Genomic DNA, 21,957 nt, shown 5'->3' with positions numbered 1-21,957 from the left:
CACATAAATTTGGACTTGATCAGTTTTATACCTTTGATGGCATATTAAATAATGCTACTTACTTTTATGAAAAGGCTAAATCCGAAACAACCCTTGGAGACGAACAAATTACAGTTGGTAGGTATTAAGATGAATGTCATCAAATGGGGCTGATGAATTTACGATTCGTGGCAGAAGCCCTGGGAGCATCAATTCACTATGATCAGGATACACAGACGATTACGGTATCGATCTCACCGTTAGCTAATGGTTCGTTGAAGGAAAACAGGCAGGAAGAGCATACTGCTATTCAATTCATTAGGAACCTACTAACGGAAAAAAAAATTAACAGACAGAAATCATGGCGCCTGCCCTTCCAATTGAAATGTACGAGCTATTTGAAGAAATAGCTTTCAAAATAAGACTGGCTATTACAATAAATCAAGTGTGGTTCTTGGACATGGTGCAACAAGTGGGGCCTGGAAAACCTTTACCGTATGATAAGAGATTGGGTGTTACCGAAGAAGAATACGAATTCTTTATTGGGGTGGACGAATATTGGAAATTAATGACCATAGGAGAAACGGTAATCGATGTGCACAAATCGGATTCTTCAACCGAGCTAAGTGGTGCAGCTTTTCGAATAGCAAAGAGGATGGTCCTGAATTATAAGGACAACACTATTACTACTGAATTCGGAGAATTGCCCTACAAGAGCGAAATCGTTCCCTCTGATGGACAAACCTTAACAGGCCGGTGGGCAGGGCATGTTTGGAGATTGGAAAAAGAGATGGAGTATTTACAAATTTCAATAGGGCAGCACGAAGAATCGGGAAATATCTATATTTATATCAAAAAAGTTCAGATCGGGAGTAAAATCGAAGAGTTCTATATGTTACATCATTAAAAGCACGTTTGATATGTAAACAAAGAGCATTTGGTTTTGAACCAAATGCTCTTTCTTATCGCTCAGTTAATGACAATGGAATCAACGGTTTTTTCAATAATCTCTTTCCATCGCTGCAAGCGAATATCGTCCGCTTCTTCGAATATGGAATATTCGATAGCATAAACCATATCATCTGTATAGATGACATCAAGTACTGCCCGAGCCAGAAAATCTCCTGCATCGATTACATTTGTCTCATAACGAATGGCTTCATAGTCACCCATTTTAAACGCTGTTTCACGAATTGTCACTTCGTCAACATTCCCATTCGTTGACATTAATTGCTTCAGTCTATCTTCAGCAAAAAATCCCTGAGTATCTGCATAGATATTGGTGCAAGGACAATTTCCGCCTATCATGGAAAACAGAGGTTGAGTAGGATCTATAATTTCCTCCGTTATTGTTATAAAGAAACCCAGTTCAGTGGAAAACTCATTAACCATCCATTGATCTGTATAATCAAATTGAAATCCTAGCTCAGGCTTAGCATAAGTCAGATAGTGAATTTGTTCGTGATTATCAGGCTGTGGATTGAAGCTGACATTCGAAATACCCCACTTTCCGTCGGGCATTCGTTGAACCTCGTACCAATTTTCCTTCACTGTGCTATAAAAGGGACGCCAGCTTTGCTCATCTGTATACACCATAATTTTGTCTTCATTTATTACTTCCGCTCGCAGTGCCGTAATTCCTGTCCTAAACCATCCATCGCTAACTTCGAAAAAAAGTTCAGGTACTACTTTTTCAACAGACACCTTATCATTCACAAACAGAGTACTGGCTTGAACTTTATCCGCTTGATTCATATGTTGAATGAACTGCCGCACAGCTGCCACAGCCAACTTCTGCGGATCACCCATAACGATCATGCGATCTTCCTGGTCCCAACGGACCTCCATCCCGGTAGCTTCACCGACAAAACGAAGCGGCACATAAGTAGTTCCATTCAACTGTTGCGGAACAACTGTTAGGGGCTTTAGCTCGCCATTTATTCTAGCTTCTGTATCCCCAACCTTAATGTAAATCTCAACTCCCTCTTTGCTTCCAATGACGGCTTGTTTGGTTGCATCCCATTGCACTGTCAGCCCCATCTGTTCGAATAACGAGCGGAACGGCACCATGGTTGTGCCATCCAAAACAAGAGGAGGCTGTTCAAAATGCAGTCGTTCCCCGTTCAATGTAACTCCTAATGATTTTTTCTCTATCGAAAACAATCCAAGCCCTTCAAAATTAACTAAAATTCCGCCATCCTCTGTCATCATAGAATCTGTGAACGCTAACCACTCTGGATTATTCATAGAAATATGGAACAACTCATTCCCTTCAGAATTCCATGCTCGTATATCCCCGGTAAAAGTAGTGATGAATACATCTCCATCCTTATTACAATGCAAGCCATTGATCCAGGTGACAGGCATCCTCTCTGTGTACCATAGCTCCTTGTTATTTGCATCACGTGCGACCACAGCTTGTCCATTTCGAATCGTATAGCTTTGTTGCGCGCAGGTCACATGAAGATTCGCGCTCGCATCCGACTCAGGCAATTCCGCTAAGGTTTGCAGCATTTCTTGCCGATCCAAACGGGTATGGCCCCAGAGAAAATAACCATCCGCAGCCTGCTTTACATCGTAGGTCTTCTCCCCTACATTTAAGGTGACCCAGTCATACGCATCCTGCCTAATCAGATTCCCTTGCGCATCCAGCAGGAAAAATTCATTATCCGTTGCTACAACAATTTCCCCGTACTCGGAAAACTCCAGTTGAGTGACAGTTGTGCTGTAGAATCCATACTCGGTCATTTCTATTAGCGCATCATTCTGATAAAGCCATAATGGCTTACCATTCAAATTATAAGCCGCAATGCCTTCAGCGTGTACGAATAGCAAGGTTTCTCGCCGGATCATTTCATCCAGTGAGGATTGCGAAAAGTTTACATCTTCAAGATAATTAATTGTTTGCACTAATTCCCCTTGTTCATTGAAGAACTCTACACCTGTATATGTTGAAATATCGTAAGCTTTGTACATCACGATAAGATTCCCGTTAGGGATTCTGGCTAGCCCTGCTACAATCCCATCATGTGCTGTGCTCCACTTCTGCTGGCCATATTGATCCACTGCGTACAGCTTCCAGGAATCCGCATAATAATAGGTTCCCTCGCCATCCGTTAGTATGCGTGTGGGGGATGTATGATGGTTGCTCCACCTCCACGAAAATTCCCCGTTCGATAGAAACTCCATTACTGCCCCTGGCGTTTTTCGCTCTTCTATCGTTATCCCTACAGATGCTTGAGTTTCGGCATTAGCGTATGGAATATGAATAAATAAAACTAGCCACCCCAGTAAAATACTAAGACTGCATAAAACCTTTTTGCTTATCTGCATTGAGCTGACGTCCTCCCATTTTGTGTTATGCGCATTTCCTCACGTCCAACGATGAAGTCCAATGAACTTTTACCTAATCCGTATTGATTCAACAAGTACATTCTCCTTGGTCTCGCTTCTAACCCCAGGAAGGAAATTGCCACAAGTTAATAACTTGCGGCATTTCTATGAAACAAACTATTCTTTCTCCTGGAAAGTAACCCATACACCAATGGCTAAATCCGAACCATGCAACGCTAAAATAATCGAAGATGTTGGCGTTTCCCACTGATTGAATATAGACATATCTCCATTCTCCGCGGCTATCTCCCACTTATCCGGCTGATACTTATATTCTTCATTAGTCCAAACTGCCGTGCTGAACGGAGATTCGCCATAGATATCCGTCAGCAAGTCACGCAACTGGATAAATTCTTCCATGTACGCCACATTATCATTCGTCAAATCGGAGACAAGATAGAGCCCCTCAACCAATCGATTCTCTTTGAATTTATATTGCAAAGCATAACTTTTCTGCTCTACGGTTATTTCATATAGCAGCTCATCGCTTTTCTCTAATAATAGAAACGCGTTTTCTTCATTTGTCTTTACTTCTTCCAGCGACATGCCCCACTTCATATTTCGAAAATCCGTACCATCCGTTGTAGCGAATAACTGCTCCATTTCTACCATTGTCCCTAACGGTAGACTTAAATCAGGTCCAAATATAATACTGATATGTTCCTCATTTCCCGAAATGGACTTGTAGTTCCCTGGTCCCCGCCAGGTGGCGCCAAAATCGTCAAGTTCGGGCGAGCCATAATTATCCGCAAATATTGAAATGAGTTCCTCGCTAGTTGGGGCTAAATCTGACTGGACAAATCGATCATCCGTGGCGAAATATTGGATAAATTGAATCTCCTGACCATCGAAATGATATATTTTAAGTAACATGCCTAGATCAGTCTCAATACCAAACCATAACCTGTCTTCATATCGTGCCAAATACTGGGCGGGTTCCTTCAATCTTGTTTGAAACATGTTCCATTCGAAATGGAGAGAGTCCTGCATGATCGTATCATACAGCAATTGGGCTAAAGGCGTAACAAGTTCTGCAGTTTGTTCGTCACTATTCCACAACACCGTTTTACCAGATGCTTCCCCGATAAAACGTAGCGGAACGAATGTATTGTTATTATAAAGAATCGGTGCTTGGGATAGTTCCACGGCCTTCCCGTTTATGTACGCTTCACTTTCCCCCACTGTGAGTTCGACCTTCCACTCATCCTTGTAGCCTGTTACCGTTTTACTTGCTTGGTCCCAGTCGAATTGCAGGCCTAGCATACGAAAGATCGGTACAAACTGAACCATTGTCGTGCCCGATTGCACAACCGGATCGTGATCAAACTCTACCTTCTCCCCATCCAAAGTGACGGTTATCCCACTAGGCTGCTGGGCATACGCAGAATAACTTATGAATTGTGTCGAGCTGAGTACCAGAACGGTTAAGATAAGTAGAATCTTGTTTTTCATGTTTTCCTTCCCCCTCATGTTCTTTGCTGTCTTCTAGGCTTAGGTAATGAGATTTGTAGTAAGGCCTGTTGCATCTTGTCCATGATTGTATGAGGTGGCATCAAGGGAATTAATTACACTTCCTCAACAGTATATGGAAAGTTATTCCCTATTTTTAATTCGATCTCCCCCATTAGTTTCCTGCTTATGGGATGCAACTTCGAATAATCCCATGACAAACCTATTGATATGGTATAATCAGGATACCTGCTTGAGAAAGGATGAACGAATTGAAAATCTTCGTCTCTATGATTTTGGCACTGGTCCTGCTAGCTTCAGGAATATCGCCCACAACGACGAAAAGCTTTGTTGCAAGTGGTCCTTCTATGGCCCCAACTATTCATGACGGGGATCGGATAGTAGTTGACACGAGTCACGATCTGGAAATCGAACGTGAGGATCTAATCTTACTAGTGGTCGATGGCAAAGAATATGTCAAACGGGTTGTCGGTTTGGAAGGAGATGTCGTAGAAAAAACAACCCGCGATTCTATTACAATCCATGAAGAGAGGTATGAGTCTGTCATCTGGGGAGATGTGACATACCCGATTTCACTGGCTAAAGACGAGTTCTTTGTACTAGGCGACAATCTGAATCATAGCCTCGATAGCCGGACCTTTGGGGTCATCACAAGGGAACAGATCATAGGAAAAGTGATATCGATCCAAAGTCGAAACAAGGGGAACTAGGAATCTTCAGCTTGCAGCCGCTTCCGCGCCATTGTGCGCAGGGAGCGGACGAATTGCCTCTGCCATTCCATCGGATATTCGGTTCCCCATTCCTGAGTTCCCAGCAGATCAAGCGAATCGCTTCGCGGCTCTTCGTAGAACACGATTTTCGCCAGGATCGCAAGCTCCATATCGCCGAACGCAGCAAAGAGCGCTTCGTACTCCTCCCCATACAAGCAGTGAACCTACACCGGAAGTTTTATTCATCTTTTTAAGAGCAGGAACGCCTTTAATATAGAAGGAAGGGAGAAGAATCTGATTCCGCTCCCTTTTCATTGTATCAGCAGGCATATCCGCCCATTTGCTTCTTGCTTGTGCATCGCATGATCTGCGGGTCGTTCCCTTTTCCATCCAGATAGTTGCATGCTAATTGGATAACAACCCGCTGCAGCTAGGAACCGTTTTAGGTTCGACCGATCCAGAGGTCTTCCTTGGCTTCAATACTATGAATATTATCGATTGCGGAGAACCCATGGCCTAACCCATTCTAAATTAGCTTGATATCGTAATTGTATTGGACAAACTTATCTTCTTGAGTAAATCCAAAGCTTTCGTATAACCTCTGAGCGGTCTGGTTATCCCTGGCAGTGGACAAGGATAGTGAATTTGCCTCTGTCCTTTCCGCGAACCGGCGAGCAGCTTCCAGGAGCTTTCTTCCTACTCCCTGCTGCCTGCAACGACTAGCCACATACAAGTCATTCAAGATCCAAGCCTTCGTCATCGAAAGCGAAGAAAATGTCGGGTATAGCTGCGCAAAACCTACGGCCTGATTTTCAACAGCATGATAAGCAAGGAATATAACAGACTCTTGATTCACAAACTTCGCTTTTATAAATGCTCTTGCTCCTTCCAAATCTGACGTTTTCTCGTAGAAGATACGATAATCATTAAATAACGATACGATTTCATCCAACTGCTCTATGGTTGCCTGCTGAACTGTGATTGTTGCCATTTGCATGTTCATCCTCCCTGATCATCTCACTTTTTATGACAAATATGAAATTACTGAATTTTTAACCAACCGACCGACTTCAGGTGCGATTTTATAACCTCCACCGCTCCAACCTGAACAGATGAATAAACCCTTGACCTGATCGGAACTTGAAAGAATTCCCCGATTATCCGCTGTGTAAGCATCAAAGCTGCGTTTTCCCCCAGAAACTGCTGCACTTGTCATCCAACTTAATCTCTTTACAGCCTGATTTTTTACGTATTCTACGGCTAGTGAATCAACTGAATACTGCTGATCAGGATGAATATCCCATTGGTCCGTAGGCGCTCCAATTGATATAATACCGCCCGGACCCGGTCTGCTGTATAATTGGGTGGTATTGTCAATAAACGGCGGTGGTCCTGTTATGCCTTCGGGACAGATGTATGCATTCATTTGTATCGCTTTGGTACGAATACAATCCGCCTCCGAGCTGAGCCCCTCCAAGAGCATCTTGCTCCATGCTCCGGCCGCTACAATAACGACATCCGACTCCATTCTTCCGATAGAAGTTTCTATCCCTGAGACTTTCCCGGACTGTACGATCAGATTCTTGACTTCGACTCCCTCGTAGGCGATTCCTCCCTGTTCACGGCCGTATTTGATCCACGATAATGTCGTTTGAACAGGATCACCGTATCCTCCACGCTCCTCATAGATCGCAACGCCTACATTCTCGAATCGAATGGGCAGCTTAGCTTTGTCTAGATCCAGTATTTGAAGCACTGGCAGCTTGCTATTGATTCTAGCTACTTCCCTAAAGGCATCTTCTCCTCTGTTCACTGGTTCCAAAAAGACGAAACCAGTTTGCGTATATCCGCACTCCCCTCGATACAAATCCCGAAAGTTCAAAAAAACAGGCATGCTCTCAAATGCCAGGTCACTTAAATAAGAATCTGGATGATACGTTCGCAGCATCCCGCCTGACTTGCCAGTAGACCCTTGGGCAAAGCTAGACTTCTCAATTAATGCGACAGATGTCATACCAGATTCAATCAACTGCGCAAAAATGGAGGCGCCTATTACTCCTCCCCCAACAATGACGGCATCAAACCACTTTTTCTCCATGTTTTGTTTTTCTCCTATGATACAAGATATACATAGCCATAAACAATGCAGATATCACAATCATCCAGCCTATAAAAAACATGGATATCACGCAAAATATGATGGATATGAGAGAATATATCCGATACAACCCCGCGTTTAAGTTGCGATAAGTTGCAAGAAATGTGATTACATACACAAGAATAAAACTGCTGTTAGCGAATAAAATCAACTCCTTCTCCGTCCCTGTTCCAAAATACAGCAGCAGCAAAACAAGCCCATAAAAGGCTAGCAGCAAAAATAATGATAAGTATGGAGCATTCGTAGTCCGTGAGACTTTGGTAAATACGGCCGGTATAACACCATCTCTAGAAAGAGCTGTCACAAGTCTCGAAGCCCCAAGCACCCATGCATTCGTACATAATACCATCAAAATTATGGCTGCAATTGTACCCATATAAGTCGCGTTTGGCGTGCTGATTTCACTTAGCAGACTTGCGAGGACAAGCGAGTATTCGTCAGACTTCCCATAAGAGAGCACCATAATTACCGAAGTCGTAAGTGCCAGATATAGGATGCCTACCAAGCCTACGGCAAGCAATACTGCTTTTTTATAGGTGCGCTTTGGATGCTTGACTTCTTCCGCGATTGTGGAGACATTCTCCCAGCCTAAAAATGAATAGAAACAAACGACCATGGCTGCTCCGATTGAAAAATACCCATTTGGCGCAAAAGGAGTTAGATTTTCAAGCTGAAAATGTGGTACTGCAATGAAGACAGTCGCCAATAGTCCTGCAATCAATGCGGCCAGAATGCCCAACTGAACGCGACTGCCTGTTTTGATATGAAGCAGATTGAAAAGCACTGACAGGAACATAAAGCCAAAACCAACGGCTAGCACCATGCCATTTGTAGCTGGTAGTTGCCACAGATGCAGCAAATATCTGGCTGATGCAATGCCCATAATCGGATTTCCAGCAATCATCGTAATCAAGAGCAAAAATCCTGAGGCATCTCCAATCCGCTTGCCGAACATTAATCGAATATAATGAATTAACCCTCCGCTGTTTGGGTACAGCATGGAAATTCTAGCGAAAAGGAAGGCAAGAGGAATAGAACTGAGAATCAGAATAATCCAAGAAATCAATGAAGCCGGACCCGCAATTTGGTAGGCAATTCCCGGAACAACTAATATCCCTACGCCTACGACAGAAGAGATATAAAAGGCAGTAAGTCCCCATGTCCCCAATTTCTTTTCAGAATCAATCTCCATCATTGCCTTAACCTCGCACCATGTATTATGAAATACGTTGATTTCTTAACGCATAATAGAGCCCTTTGCCTTGAGTAAGCTCTTGGTGAGTGCCAAACTCAGCGATTTTCCCATCCTGCAACACATAAATGATGTCTGCGTTTTCAATCGTGGATAGCCGGTGAGCAATCACAACCATAGTTCTATTTTTCGAAAGTGTAGTTAATGATTCGTGAATCAGTCTCTCCGAATCTGAATCAAGAGCCGAGGTTGCCTCATCAAGTATGACAATGGGTGCATTCTTCAAGAATGCTCTGGCAATGGAGATACGTTGTTTCTGTCCTCCAGATAGCTTCGATCCACGTTCGCCCACCTGGGTTTCATATCCTTCCGGGAATGAAAGGATGAACTCATGGGCAATCGCGGCTTTTGCAGCGCTCTCCACCTGTTCTCTGGTCGCATTGGGACTCCCAAATCGAATGTTTTCATAGATGCTGCCCTCAAATATATAGGCGTCCTGAGGGATAAATGCAATCATCTCTCGCAATTCAACGAGCGAGTAATGACGAAGAGGCACCCCATTTATGAGAATTTCTCCGTCGAATTGTTTGTAAAACCCAAGAAGCAATTTGATCAGCGTAGATTTCCCCCCGCCACTCGGTCCTACAAATGCGGCAAATTGCCCGTTTTCGATCTTAAAATTGATATCTTGTAGCGCAGGAGCCTTCGCAGTATACGAAAAATTGACGTGTTTGCACTCAACCATACTCTGTGATACGGCGGTAGATTGAGGAAGTGCTTTTCCGTCGTCTTGTTGTTCCCTTTCCATTTCAAGCAAACCGAACACGCGAACCGCCCCTGCAAGCCCTCCTTGTACTTCAACAACAAAGTTGCTGATTTGTAAAAAGGCATTGGCCATATTGAACTGCAATTGTGCGAATGCAATGAGAATACCGATTCCAATGTGCCCGGTAATAACCATAAATATCCCCGCTAGAATGACGCCATAATAATTGAAGATGCTTATGAAATAGCTAATCCCGTCCATTAGCGCTATCTTCCGGCCAATTTGTTTTTTTGTAACGGTAATCTCCTCATTGACCTCGAGATTCTTATGTACAATCACTTGCTCCGCTTGATACATCTTGATTACCCTTAAGCCAGACAGCAAATCAATCGTCCGTTCCGTCAGCTTCGCTTTTTGAGACTGAAGTCGATCAGTCGATCGGCGCAGGCTGTGAGCGAAGCGCGTAATGAATAGGGAAGATACTGCGGTGATTAAAACTAGCACAATGGCAATTCTCCACTCTAGCAGAAACATCGTAACGATAGATCCAATGCTATAGCTTACAAAATAGGCAAAAGAACGGAACTGATTCAGGAAAAGTTCTTCCATCGTGTTAAGGTCTGTTGTCAATCTCGAAACGAAATCGCCGGTATGCTTATCTTCGAAGCTGGACATCGGCAGATGACTTACGTGGCCGTACATTCTGCTGCGCATCTCTTGAATCCACTTTTTCACTTGAAACATAGCCATATACTTACATACGGATGCAAATACGGATACGATAAGAATACTTATACTGAATAAAATTGTTGCATGCAAAATAGCATCGGTATCTCTAGCCACTGCCGCCTCGAAAGAGTCAATATAAACAAATGCAGCAATAATGGGAAGACTGGCATGCGACATGGCATCGCCTAATATTCCTACTGCGTAAAGCCACCTTCTCTTTGCCATCGCACGAAACATGACGCTGCACTCGTGCAAATTGGTTCGAAGTGTCTTCATGATTTATATCCCCCTTCCCATGGACGGTCGCGTTGCTGCATAAAGATCTCTATAGATCCCTGCCCTATTTACCATGACCTCATGGGTACCGCGCTCTATTATCCTTCCTTGATCCATGACAATAATTTCATCTGCATCTTTTATTGTGGAGAGGCGATGTGCAATAATTATCGTAGAACGATCCCGGCAAATATCCCTCAACGCCGTTTGAATCGACTCTTCGGAGTGAGCGTCCAATGCCGAGGTCGGTTCATCTAACAGCAAGATAGGGGCATTCTTTAGAAATGCTCTGGCTATAGAAAGTCGCTGCTTCTGCCCCCCGGACAAATTTGAGCCTCGTTCCTCTAAGAAAGTGTCGTAGCCCTGTGGAAGGCTCATGATGAACTCATGGGCATGTGCCGCCTTGGATGCCTCAATTAACTCTTCCTGGGTGGCATCCGAACGGGCATATTTCAGATTATCCATAATGGATGCGGGAAACAAAAAAGTATCTTGGGAAACGATTGAAATTTGCGATCGGATGAACGCGATATCCAACTCTCGCATATCTCTGCCCCACATTTCAATGCTTCCGGAAGACAGTTCATATAAGCCGCAAATTAAATTGAAGACGGAAGATTTCCCTGCTCCACTTGGCCCTACAATCGCCAACGTCTTGCCTTTTTCGAGAGTCAAGTCAACTCGATCCAATACTTTTTTCCCGGCGCCATAGGAGAAGGATACTTGTTTGAGCTGAATCGCGACTTCGTTCCTCAGATTTGTATAAACCGTCCCTCCCGTCCTTTCCTGTTCTTGAGACAGCACACCTTCTATTCTTTCTGTCGCCGCCAAGACCATTTTGAAATTACTAATTAACTGGGGCAACGCCGAGATCGGATTGATGACCTGATTGATCAAGACCAAAAAAACAAGCAGTTCTCCTACAGAAATGGCGCCAACTGCTGCCATGTATGCACTAATTATGGTGCAGAGAAAATAAGTTCCCCACATTTGCAGGGTATTAACTGGCTCCATCCAAGCTTTTCTACGCTCGATTTTCATCGATTGCTGGAATAAATGATGCAAAACACTTCTAAATCTATTTATGAATATGTTTTGCAAATTGTAGGCCTTGACTACGGCTATTCCCCCCACCGTCTCCTGGACACTTGAATTGATCTGTCCAAATCTGGATTGAATATCCGCAGTCATTCGGTCAATCGGCCTTGCTAAACGTCCAATTAAAAAGGAAGAAGTAGGAATGAGTATGACACTAAACAATAACAATTGCCAGTTAATATGAAACAAATAAATAAACGCACAAACAAATACAAGCGGATAATAAATGTATTCGTAAAACTTGTTTTCTAGTACATTCTCTATAACCGCTGTATCATTATTCACATGCGAGCCAAGATTTCCAGAATGCTTGCTCTCTACAACAGAGATCGGCATTTTTACAAACTTCTGAAACAGTCTTGCTCTGATGTCACGGATTACATATGCACTGAAATGAATAGAAGAAAGTTTGATTAAGAATTTGCAAGCGACTCCCGCCGTTATTGCTATCAACATAGCATAGACTAAGGGGACAACTTGATCCACTTCCTTTTCAAATGCGGTATCCAATACATTCTTGGACAAGATTGCCAGTGAAACATCAATAATACCCACGATGATGGAGAAGAGGACGCTTAACCAAATCCATCCCTGGTAGGGTCTGATCCATTGGACAAATGTGTACAATGCGGATGTATCCTTAATCGCTTTCATCGCTTCCCCCCATCACTCCTTCGCACAACTCACTGCCTGGATCGAAAATAGTCCGCAAACTGCTTAATTGTACGATAACGAAATACTCCGATATGATCGACCGGATATCCCTTCGATTCGAGCTCCAGTTCCAGTTTGACTGCCAGTAGAGAATTCCCCCCGAGATCAAAGAAGTCGTCTAACAGGCCGATCTGATCCTTCCGAAGCAGTTTTCTCCACAACTCCAATAGTTCCTTCTCAATCGTGTCACTGGGCTGCAGCTCCTCTGACTCCCTACCCTCCACCTGACAAGCCTGGAACTCGGGAAGTTTTTTTCGATCGACTTTCCCGTTATGCGTAAGCGGGATTCGATCTAGACGCATCACAAAACTCGGCACCATATAATGGGGCAGTTTTTGTTGAAGAAAACTTCTTACTTGCTTGTCCTCCACATTTACATCGCCAACATAGTACAAATATATTTTTTTCTCTTCATGTTCTCCGCTCACTTGTACAACAGCTTCCCGGACAGCACCATGCTGAAGGGCCGTATGTACGATTTCATCCATTTCAATGCGCAAACCACGGATTTTAATTTGATTGTCTGATCGACCTAAGTAATCCAGATTGCCATCCGGCAACCATCGTGCAATATCTCCAGAGTGGTACATGATCCAACCTGGACGAAAAGGACAAGGAATAAACCGCTCGTTGGTCAATTCAGGCAAGTTCAAATATCCTCTTGCGACCCCAACTCCTGCGATCCACAAATCACCCGGAACTCCGATCGGCAGCAACTGCAAGTCCTCGTCCAAAATAAAAATGTGGATATTGTCAATAGGACGCCCGATTGGAACCGAACCTGTTACAGAGGCGCTCCTACAAGGAAAATGTGTAACATCGATCGTCGCTTCTGTAGGCCCATATAGATTAATAAGTTGCGCTTGACTCAACGATAAAGCCTTAAAACGCTGCACATGCTGAATTAGCAGGGCTTCTCCGCTGGTAAAGACATATCTGAGAGATGTTAACAGCTCCGATCGGCTATCGCGCTCCAAATATTCAAGGAAAAGCGAAAACATGGAAGGAACAAAGTGCATGACAGTGATATTGTGCTCCTTCACTGCGCGAGTAATCTCAACTGGATCCTTCTCTGATCCGGGCTGCAACATGTAGAGTGTAGAGCCGTTAAAGAACCACCAGAACAATTCCCACACCGATACGTCAAATACATAGGTAGTTTTTTGCATTACTGTATCGTCCGTACCGATCGGATACGTTCTTTGCATCCAGTGGATGCGGTTTACGACTGAGTGATGCTCAATCATAACCCCCTTTGGGTTACCTGTTGTACCTGATGTATACATGACATAGGCCAAATCTGAAGAACTATTGAGCGGCCTTAAATTTTGTTTCTCATTCCTGTCATCCGTACCAGACCACTCATCCAACACAAGCACATGTTGGTCCCCGTTAAGTTTAGAGACATATTTGCGTTGCGTCAGAATCACGCCAGCATTACTATCCTTAAGAATATAAGACACCCTTGATTCCGGTAATTCCGGATCAATAGGTATATATGCGCCTCCCGCCTTAAGAATCGCCAATATCCCTACTACCATGTCAAACGAACGCTCCATAAACATGCCTACTAGTTGGTTAGGACCGATCCCCTGTTCACGTATGCAATGAGCAATTTGGTTAGACTTTTCGTTTATTTCCATGTATGTCATGCTTTGATTCCCGAAGATCACCGCAACTTTGTCAGGGGTCCTCTTCACTTGTTCTTCAAATAGTTGATGGATTGTCACATCCTTTGGGTAATCAACTAATGTATGATTGAATTCCGAAAGCAGGCGGCGTCTAGTTGGCTCGGTTACGCTTGACAACTGGGCAAGCATCATATCCGGTCTGTTTAAGACAGTTCGCAGTAAATGAACGTAGCCTTCAGCAAATTGTTTGATAGTTTGTTGGTAAAACAAATTAAGATTATATTCAAACTTCAGACCAATCCGTCCATCTCTTTCGACAGCCTCCAGCATCAAATCGAATTTCGAAGCTCCATGCTCGAACGGAAAAGGCCGCAATTTCAAATCACCGAGCTGCTTCTCAGAAATATGCATCCCCTGCGATACCAGCATAACTTCTTTCAGATCCATATTTTGCAATACAAACATAGTAGTAAAAAGAGGATTTCTATTGCCGTCTCGTTCCAGCTGCAACCGGTCAACCAAACGATCAAACGGGTAGTCTTGCCGATCAAATGCTGCCAAAACAATATCTTTTATTTCGGATAAGAACTCTGCAAATCTTTTATGCTTTGAGGGCTTAGATCGAATGGCAAGTGTGTTAATAAACATCCCAATCATGTGCTCTATATCCGCGTGATTTCTTCCCGCCATCGGCGTACCTACGATGACATCCTCTTGTTTTGTATATTTCATTAGCATAATGGAATATACAGCTAGTAAAACCATATATTTAGTCGTGTTCGTCTCCCGGCAAAACTGTACTAGACGAAGGTTCACGTCTTCGTCTAAATAAACCTTCTCTCTTGTACCTTCAAAAGTAAGCATCTCCGTTCTTGACAAATCAATAGGCAAATCCATGACGGGGAGCTCGCCTTCGAACTGGTTTAACCAGTATTCTTCGTGCTTAAGCCACTCTCTGCTCCTCTGATTGTTCCAAATTGCATAATCCTTATATTGAACCTTGATTTCCGGTACGGTCTCGTTATTGTAGAACATGAACAGTTCCTGCAACAGAATGCTCACTGATATGGCATCTGCCACGATATGATGAACATCGTACATAAATAAATAAGTGTTTTCCTTCTGCAAGGCCATAAGTCCTACTCGAAATAACGGGCCTCTTGCCAAATCAAATGGCCGAATGAAGCTCTTGACAACATCCTCTGGTGCTTCGGTCGTTTCTTGCCTATATTCAATCGCAACGGAAAAATGAGGATGGATGACTTGAATGGGTTCGTCTTCGACCCAAGAAAATGTCGTTCTTAACGATTCATGCCTATTCACCAATTGTTGCAGGGCAACTTCTAGTTTGGCTGAATCCAACTCTCCCTCAATGACCATAACGCCAGGGATGTTGTACGCAATATTAGGGCCAAATGTCCGGTTCAATATATACAGCCGTTTCTGTGCAGATGTTGCCGGGACAGGACCGTTATGATGCTGAGGCGAAATCGATTCGTAGCTTTGCGAATGCTGCCGCTCTATATATGCAGACAGCAATTCTATCGTCTGATGTGCAAATATGTCGCTCAGTGATACTTGAACCCCGAAAATTTTAAACGCTAATGTGTTGAAACGGGCAGCTTTCAAGGAATTGCAGCCCAGCTCAAAAAAATTGCTAGTTCTGCCCATCTGCCTCACATCCAAAATATCCTTCCATATTGCAAGCAGCTTTTTTTCTGTTTCATTTGCCGGAGCATCGTCGACTGCATCGAAAGTTTCCCGTGGACTAGGAAGTGCTTGTAAATTCACTTTGCCATTAGAAAGCAGCGGAAAAAACTCTAATTGCACATAGTGTGTGGGCACCATATATTCAGGCAAATACTGTTGCAAATAACTCTTCAAGCTTGACGAATGTATCGGCCCCTCTGACCGATAATAAGCGATTAAATAGTTCTCGTTATATTTATTCGATTTAGTTGTTACGATCACTTGCTGAATTCCTGGATGAGAGGAAAGTTGGTTCTCTATTTCATGCAATTCTACCCGAAACCCTCTAATTTTAACTTGAAAATCTATTCTGCCCAAGAATTGAATATTGCCGTCAGGCAAATAACGCCCTAAGTCACCCGATTTATAGAGCTTGCTGCACCCAAGCTCCTTATAAGGATTATCTATGAACGCATCAGCTGTTTTCTGTTCATCATGCAAATAACCGAGTCCTACTCCGGCTCCGCCAATATAAATTTCCCCTGGAGATCCTAAGGGCACGAGTTTGCGATTCTCATCAAGCAAAACAATTTTCACATTAGAAATAGGCTTACCAATCGGTATGTCCCCCTGAGGGATGTTCTGTATAGGATAATACAGACAAGCAATACTAGTCTCAGTGGGCCCGTAATGATTGGAAAGCTGAACTTTTGGAAGCAGCTCTTGAAACTGTCTGACTGTTTTCGGCGACAGCTTCTCCCCGCCAATCCATACATATTTCACTGCAGTCACTTTCTGCAACAAGCTTTTGTCAAGATGCAACTGCTCTACGATTAAATCGAATAATGAAGGAACGAAATGGACAAGTTCAATATTGTAAGTTTCTATATATGACAAGATATTATAAGCCGTTTTCTCCATCTTCCCAGGAACAATGACCGTCTTCCCGCCATGTATCAACGGCCAAAAAAATTGCCACACGGAGCTGTCAAACGTGTGATTGGACAGTTGCAAAATGGTGTGTGCCGCTGCTGTCCCTAAGGTGTCGGTCATCCATGCTAATCGATTAAGGATGCCCCGATGCGTTACGATGGCACCTTTCGGCTTTCCTGTAGAACCTGAAGTATACATTACGTAAAGCGGTGAATCCAATGGTATAGCGACCTCTTGCTTGATAGAGGATTTTTCCAGAAACGCATGCTCAACCAAATAGTAGTTTTTTTCTACATAATTCTTGCATTCAGTATCTACCAATATACAAGTGCTGCCCACGTCATCAAGAACATATCGGATACGTTCCAGCGGCCAACCGGGATCAATCGGTACATAAGCGGCGCCTGTTTTGATGACTGCCAGCATAGAAACGAGCAGATCCAACCCCTTATTCATGACAATCGGAACAAATGAACCACAGGCTATCCCCCGAGCTTGTAGATTAGCCGCTAAATAGTCCGATTTCTCATTCAATTCTTTATAGGAAAGCCTTGTATCTTCATAAATGGCCGCTATGGCATCAGCTTTTTCATTGACATTTCTATCAATCCAATAGGAAATAGGGTGCTCGATCGAAAACGCTCGATCCGTACAGTTATATTCAAATAATAACTGCTTTCGAATCTCATCCGACACTTCTTCCATTTGTTGTTCTCCCAGAGTACCGACATCTTCCGTATGCATCTTTCAACCCCAGCCTCATTTTTAATTTTTTTATACTCAACATACTAACTCAAAATTCAGGGAATGAGCTGTTCAGTGCTGCAACAAGGTTGTAATCCTTGGAACATAGAGACTCTTGCGGATACAAATCCCAACTGGCTGCTCCATCTTTGCTATATACAATGGACAATAGCTTGCTGCCTATGTCAGGCGTTAACGGCAATGAAAATATGCAGAGACCTCTAAGGATGGCATAAGCATCAGACGCAGAGCTGTTTTGAATATAATCTGCTCCTTCTTTCAAGAAACCAATCAAGCTTTCAGCAGCTCCCCTAAGAGAGAAATGGTCCTTGCTGTAGTGCTTCAGGAATAAGCCCTCATAAGCATCCAGCCATTGTTTTATGGCCGATGAAGGCATAGGTTCAAGCATTGCTTCTTGAAAGATCATCGAAATACCGACTTTTGTTATCGTTTTCCAGTGATGAATGGCATCACTTGTCAATGTTTGATTGAATTCATTCACAGAAAAATTGGTCTGTGACAGTTCCGGGGCTGTCAAACACAAGTGTAATCGAAGCCAGTCACTGTTTTTCTCATTAAAAAATTCACTTCCCCATATCGCATGTTTACGGCTGGTAGAAAATTTGAGATGATCCAATAAATAAAATTCATTGTTGATGAAGGCATCTGCAAGCTGATAATTGCCGTGTGCAATTAATATGGCTGTATGATAAACGGTATAATAAATGCTGTTATCGAAGCCAAAGAACTGTACCAGGCTGGCGGAGCTTTCCTTCCCCCACCATGCGTCAACTTCCTCTTCGCGGCGCCCAGCCCATACGGAGGTTGTTTCCATATGTCCTGGCAGCATCTCGAACCAAACATTAATTACTTGCCCTTCAAAACCCTCGAGAGGAACGGGAATCCCCCAATTGGAATGGTTCGTAACTTGAAATGCAGGCAATACGGGATAGTCAAGCAACTCACGGAAAAACTTGGACAAATGCGGACGCCATTTATATGAGTTTTCTTTATAGTAAGTTTCCAGTTCGTTACGGTACGGTTCAATCGGAAATAGAATAGCTTCCGCATTTTTCACTATCGGTTCAGATTGGCAAATGGTACATCTGGCATTTTTCATTTGCAGAGGATCGTTAGGATGGCCACATTCCTCACAACATTGCCCTCCTGAGCTTTGGCCGCATGTGGGACATTCCCCTTTGACGTAGGCCTCGAACAAAAATCGGGCACATGTCTCACAATAACATGTTGCAATCTCTGCAACTTGCAGTTTGCCTTTGTGGAATAGTTCCAAGAACAGCTTCTGCACTCTGGAGATATGCGCATCCGTTAAGGGGCTTGTAAAGCTGTCCATTTCAATTTGTGCAAGTTGAAGTGATTTTTTAATTTTCACCGAGTAATCACGAATTACATCCAGAGGGGGGCGATTTTCCTGCATAGCCTTAGTCATCAAGTAGCTCTGGTTATCATCCGTGCTACTAATAAACAAAACCTCATTTCCCATCATTCGTTGCGCTCTTGTAAAAACGTCCGCCCCCAGATAAGGCCCCGATAGGTGACCCAAATGCAGATCTCCATTCGTAGTAGGAGGAGTCGCTGTAACCAGTATTCTTTGAATTGCCACCACTATCGTCCCTTTCTGACTGTGCTTGCTTCCCACCAAACCGTAATAAAAGTAAGTGTATCGTTACCAATATTCCGAAGGACGTGATTATGATCTGCCGGAATATAGATAACGTCTCCTTTTTGCACTTCTCTTTCTTCCGACTCAATGATCATTAATCCTTGTCCCTCAACAATATAGAAGGTTTCTTCTTCTGTATGGGTATGGGGAGTGGAGGCACCCCCTGCTTCGATAAACCCCCATGCAGAGCCAAAAGGAGAATGAATAGGACCGGAATCAACCTGATAGACTCTCCTCATTTGGATCCCATATTCCCTCGTGATCTGTTCCGGCGTTATGGGTTGTATATACATTAAACCACAACCTTTTCATCATTATTTACATGTTGGTGCATCATAACGGACTCCAAAATTTCTTGAGCCCTGATGGGCAGAACGCTTAATAATGTATCCGAAATCCCATGGGTTGATTGTGACATACCTTGAATGTAAATTCGCGGCTTAAAGCATTCCTCCATATTTACGGAATAATCACGATTAATGGAGATTCTGCTTCTTTCAAATTGCATGTATGGCAGAACAGGCTCCAGAAATTCCGGCAGGGTTTGCCTGTCATAACCCGTCGCCAAAATAATCATATCTAACTTCAATTCGGAGAGCGTTTCAGTCAGTACATGTTTGAGTGTAAGCAAATACTGTCCATCTCTATCTTCGGCCAACGCTTCAATATTCGAAAAATTATGAATATTTATTTGTCTAATTCCTTTAACCCGATCTATATAGATCTTGTTGTATACACTCTCCAACAAATCCAACTCAACTGCAGAATAGTTAGTCTGCCAATATTCTTTCAAGACTTCCATACGCTTCTTGTCTTCTTGCAAATTAAACATAAAGTCCGTCTCTTCCGGGAAGAACACTTCGTTAACAAATGGACTGTTGTCAGCCGGTTTGAATGCCGATTTTCTAAAAATCGAATGAATTTCGCAATCGGGTATCGTTTCGTACAAATGTTTAATAATTTCGACGGCACTTTGACCCGATCCTACAACACCGATTCTCTGTTTACTTTTCCGATTCTTGTGACTGTTTAAACGAGATAAAAATTGGCTCGAATGGAATACCCGATCTCCAATATGAGATTTAAACACGTTAGGAATGGAGGGATTGCCCCCGATGGCAACAATCACCGTATTTGTTCGGATTCGGACTTCCACTTCTCTCGCATTATCCAGATAGACTACATCCAGTTCACGTATACTGCTGTCATCCTCAAAAACCGGGGTTACTTCTTTTACTGTTGAGTTAAGTACGCTTAACTCATCGGGCAGTTGCGAATGAATCCATGTTAAATAATCGGTAAACTCGACTCTTTCTGTACAAAACCTACCAAGATTGATGAATTCATTTAGGCGCCCTTTGCATTTCAAATAATTGAGAAAAGTAAACGGACTCGTCGGATTCCTTAGAGTCACCAAATCCTTCAAAAATGAAATCTGCAATCGTGAACCTTCGAGCAGCATATCTGGATGCCAACATATATTCTCGTTTTTTTCAAGGAACACCCAATCCATGCAGTCGTTTGGTTCTACTTTCTCTACCAATGCTATCGCTAATGCCAAATTTGATGGACCTAGGCCAATACCCACCGTTTTTTTTCGCTGCATCCCGATTCCCTCTCTAACGTTATAATTTTATACAATTCCTGATTTCATTTCGGTATTTGATTTTTCTAAAAATTCAATCAATTTTTCAATCAATGGAATCTCTTTATTCTTCAAATCCTTGATCTCATCCAACATGCCTTGCAAATAGGAATCGCGGTTAGTAAGCAAATACTTAAGCATCTTGATACGAATGGTATTGGCTACTTCCTCTACCAACTTATATGCTTCTTCGATAATTTGAATTTCCGTTAACTGACTCGCTGTTAAATTCATTTGGCCCTTGATAAATGCTATTCTTTCTAACATTACTTTTTTGTGTTCCCAAATGATATGGAAGGGACGTATATCACTCTCCACTTTCCGATTCAGCAGTTTTTCTACATATCGGAAAAATTCATCGTAAACTTGAATGCCAAAGATTAATCTTGAATCCGTAGCGTATACTGAAAATCGGTCTGAACGATTGCAGGAGTTGAGATAGTCCTGCAGCATATCAATGACGAAATTCAAGTTAAAATTAAATTGGACATTTAGATCGGGTTTGAACATTCTGATTTGTTTGGCATAAGAAAGCTTTGTACCAACATGATGAATTGCCTTTTCGAATTGTTCAAAGCTTATGTCAAAATCCGAATACTCCCAGTTATCATTGAAATTTATCGAATGAAATTTTTTCTGAACGCTATCATAACCATAAATCATAATACAGTGATCAAAGTCATATTTTTGATAAGGTTCACTTCCCGGAATGTAATACTCGTTCGCAATAGTATAAATACAATAATCCGACTCTATTGCATGTTTAATAAAATCTGTAACGCTTGTATCAAGCAATAAGTCTCTTTTCAGATATTGGTTGTCTAATAGAGGATAATAATTCCAATCATGATACCGGTAGAAATTTAATGGACAAGCATCCCCAATTAAATCCTTATAACAAAAAAGCTGAATATAATTACTATAAAACCAAGGTAAAAAAGAAGGATGGCTGGCCATTGAAGACAATGGAAAAGCATGATGAAGATACCCGCGGATTTTGGGTTCTTTCTCGATAAGTATTCTCTTAGACACAAATTCACCCCTAAAATTCAGAAAAATCAAAATAATGGAAACCCCTTTAGAATAAACTATGACTATATATTTGTCAATGATATATACCCATCCCTTGTTACTATTCCGTGATAA

Annotated in this window: 15 protein-coding genes; 2 read left to right on the top strand and 13 right to left on the bottom strand. The window is 42.7% G+C overall.

Going from position 1 to position 21,957, the window contains the following annotated elements:
- The first annotated feature begins 340 nt into the window (after positions 1–340).
- Entirely contained in the window at positions 341–886 is a 546-nt protein-coding gene (locus XYCOK13_RS21390) for a hypothetical protein (RefSeq protein WP_213414284.1), read from the top strand.
- Between the two features lie 62 nt (positions 887–948).
- Here the strand turns inward: XYCOK13_RS21390 and XYCOK13_RS21385 are convergent, their stop codons facing one another.
- Together XYCOK13_RS21385 and XYCOK13_RS21380 are read right to left on the bottom strand one after the other, a co-directional pair.
- Positions 949–3,312 carry a stalk domain-containing protein gene (locus tag XYCOK13_RS21385; protein ID WP_213414283.1) on the bottom strand — a complete coding sequence of 788 codons (2,364 nt, stop codon included), beginning with the start codon at positions 3,310–3,312 and terminating at the stop codon, positions 949–951.
- A 177-nt stretch (positions 3,313–3,489) separates the two neighbouring features.
- The gene (locus XYCOK13_RS21380) at positions 3,490–4,824 is read right to left on the bottom strand and encodes a copper amine oxidase N-terminal domain-containing protein (RefSeq protein WP_213414282.1); all 1,335 of its coding nucleotides are present in this window, start codon (positions 4,822–4,824) and stop codon (positions 3,490–3,492) included.
- A gap of 260 nt (positions 4,825–5,084) precedes the next feature.
- Between XYCOK13_RS21380 and lepB the strand changes: the two genes are divergently transcribed.
- Positions 5,085–5,552, top strand: a complete 468-nt coding sequence (gene lepB, locus XYCOK13_RS21375) for a signal peptidase I (RefSeq protein WP_308443037.1) — start codon at positions 5,085–5,087, stop codon at positions 5,550–5,552.
- On the opposite strand, the gene XYCOK13_RS21370 is transcribed toward lepB, so the two are convergent.
- From XYCOK13_RS21370 to XYCOK13_RS21320, 11 genes are all read right to left on the bottom strand, one after another.
- Positions 5,549–5,767: a hypothetical protein gene (locus XYCOK13_RS21370; RefSeq protein WP_213414280.1), complete on the bottom strand. Its 219-nt coding sequence runs from the start codon at positions 5,765–5,767 to the stop codon at positions 5,549–5,551. The genes lepB and XYCOK13_RS21370 overlap by 4 nt on opposite strands.
- A gap of 311 nt (positions 5,768–6,078) precedes the next feature.
- Positions 6,079–6,549, bottom strand: a complete 471-nt coding sequence (locus XYCOK13_RS21365) for a GNAT family N-acetyltransferase (protein WP_244865299.1) — start codon at positions 6,547–6,549, stop codon at positions 6,079–6,081.
- Between the two features lie 27 nt (positions 6,550–6,576).
- Positions 6,577–7,650, bottom strand: coding sequence for an NAD(P)/FAD-dependent oxidoreductase (locus XYCOK13_RS21360; RefSeq protein WP_213414279.1), 1,074 nt, complete (start codon positions 7,648–7,650; stop codon positions 6,577–6,579).
- Positions 7,631–8,905, bottom strand: coding sequence for an APC family permease (locus XYCOK13_RS21355; RefSeq protein WP_213414278.1), 1,275 nt, complete (start codon positions 8,903–8,905; stop codon positions 7,631–7,633). The genes XYCOK13_RS21360 and XYCOK13_RS21355 overlap by 20 nt, the downstream gene beginning before the upstream one ends.
- Positions 8,906–8,927: 22 nt before the next feature.
- Positions 8,928–10,673, bottom strand: a complete 1,746-nt coding sequence (locus tag XYCOK13_RS21350) for an ABC transporter ATP-binding protein (protein ID WP_213414277.1) — start codon at positions 10,671–10,673, stop codon at positions 8,928–8,930.
- A 3-nt stretch (positions 10,674–10,676) separates the two neighbouring features.
- Positions 10,677–12,425: an ABC transporter ATP-binding protein gene (locus XYCOK13_RS21345; protein WP_213414276.1), complete on the bottom strand. Its 1,749-nt coding sequence runs from the start codon at positions 12,423–12,425 to the stop codon at positions 10,677–10,679.
- Positions 12,426–12,454: 29 nt separating this feature from the next.
- Positions 12,455–17,443 (bottom strand): non-ribosomal peptide synthetase, encoded by a 4,989-nt coding sequence (locus XYCOK13_RS21340; protein WP_213414275.1) that lies wholly within the window; start codon positions 17,441–17,443, stop codon positions 12,455–12,457.
- Between the two features lie 88 nt (positions 17,444–17,531).
- Positions 17,532–19,106: a class I tRNA ligase family protein gene (locus tag XYCOK13_RS21335; protein ID WP_213414274.1), complete on the bottom strand. Its 1,575-nt coding sequence runs from the start codon at positions 19,104–19,106 to the stop codon at positions 17,532–17,534.
- 2 nt (positions 19,107–19,108) lie between these two features.
- Complete coding sequence (locus XYCOK13_RS21330; protein ID WP_213414273.1) at positions 19,109–19,405, bottom strand: cupin domain-containing protein; 297 nt, start codon at positions 19,403–19,405, stop codon at positions 19,109–19,111.
- 53 nt (positions 19,406–19,458) lie between these two features.
- Positions 19,459–20,772 (bottom strand): lysine N(6)-hydroxylase/L-ornithine N(5)-oxygenase family protein, encoded by a 1,314-nt coding sequence (locus XYCOK13_RS21325; protein ID WP_213414272.1) that lies wholly within the window; start codon positions 20,770–20,772, stop codon positions 19,459–19,461.
- A 27-nt stretch (positions 20,773–20,799) separates the two neighbouring features.
- The coding region (locus XYCOK13_RS21320) for a hypothetical protein (protein ID WP_213414271.1) at positions 20,800–21,957 on the bottom strand (1,158 nt) is incomplete at its 5' end.

The organism is Xylanibacillus composti, assembly GCF_018403685.1.
GTDB classification, from domain to species: domain Bacteria; phylum Bacillota; class Bacilli; order Paenibacillales; family K13; genus Xylanibacillus; species Xylanibacillus composti.
This window is presented reverse-complemented; position numbering and strand designations above follow the sequence as displayed.

Coding starts and splice junctions, on each gene's coding strand:
- XYCOK13_RS21365 (WP_244865299.1), bottom strand. CDS start 6,549: ATGCAAATGGCAACAATCACAGTTCAGCAGGCAACCATAGAGCAGTTG.
- XYCOK13_RS21330 (WP_213414273.1), bottom strand. CDS start 19,405: ATGAGGAGAGTCTATCAGGTTGATTCCGGTCCTATTCATTCTCCTTTT.
- XYCOK13_RS21345 (WP_213414276.1), bottom strand. CDS start 12,425: ATGAAAGCGATTAAGGATACATCCGCATTGTACACATTTGTCCAATGG.
- XYCOK13_RS21340 (WP_213414275.1), bottom strand. CDS start 17,443: ATGGAAGAAGTGTCGGATGAGATTCGAAAGCAGTTATTATTTGAATAT.
- XYCOK13_RS21360 (WP_213414279.1), bottom strand. CDS start 7,650: ATGGAGAAAAAGTGGTTTGATGCCGTCATTGTTGGGGGAGGAGTAATA.
- XYCOK13_RS21350 (WP_213414277.1), bottom strand. CDS start 10,673: ATGAAGACACTTCGAACCAATTTGCACGAGTGCAGCGTCATGTTTCGT.
- XYCOK13_RS21325 (WP_213414272.1), bottom strand. CDS start 20,772: ATGCAGCGAAAAAAAACGGTGGGTATTGGCCTAGGTCCATCAAATTTG.
- XYCOK13_RS21385 (WP_213414283.1), bottom strand. CDS start 3,312: ATGCAGATAAGCAAAAAGGTTTTATGCAGTCTTAGTATTTTACTGGGG.
- XYCOK13_RS21390 (WP_213414284.1), top strand. CDS start 341: ATGGCGCCTGCCCTTCCAATTGAAATGTACGAGCTATTTGAAGAAATA.
- lepB (WP_308443037.1), top strand. CDS start 5,085: ATGAACGAATTGAAAATCTTCGTCTCTATGATTTTGGCACTGGTCCTG.
- XYCOK13_RS21380 (WP_213414282.1), bottom strand. CDS start 4,824: ATGAAAAACAAGATTCTACTTATCTTAACCGTTCTGGTACTCAGCTCG.
- XYCOK13_RS21355 (WP_213414278.1), bottom strand. CDS start 8,905: ATGATGGAGATTGATTCTGAAAAGAAATTGGGGACATGGGGACTTACT.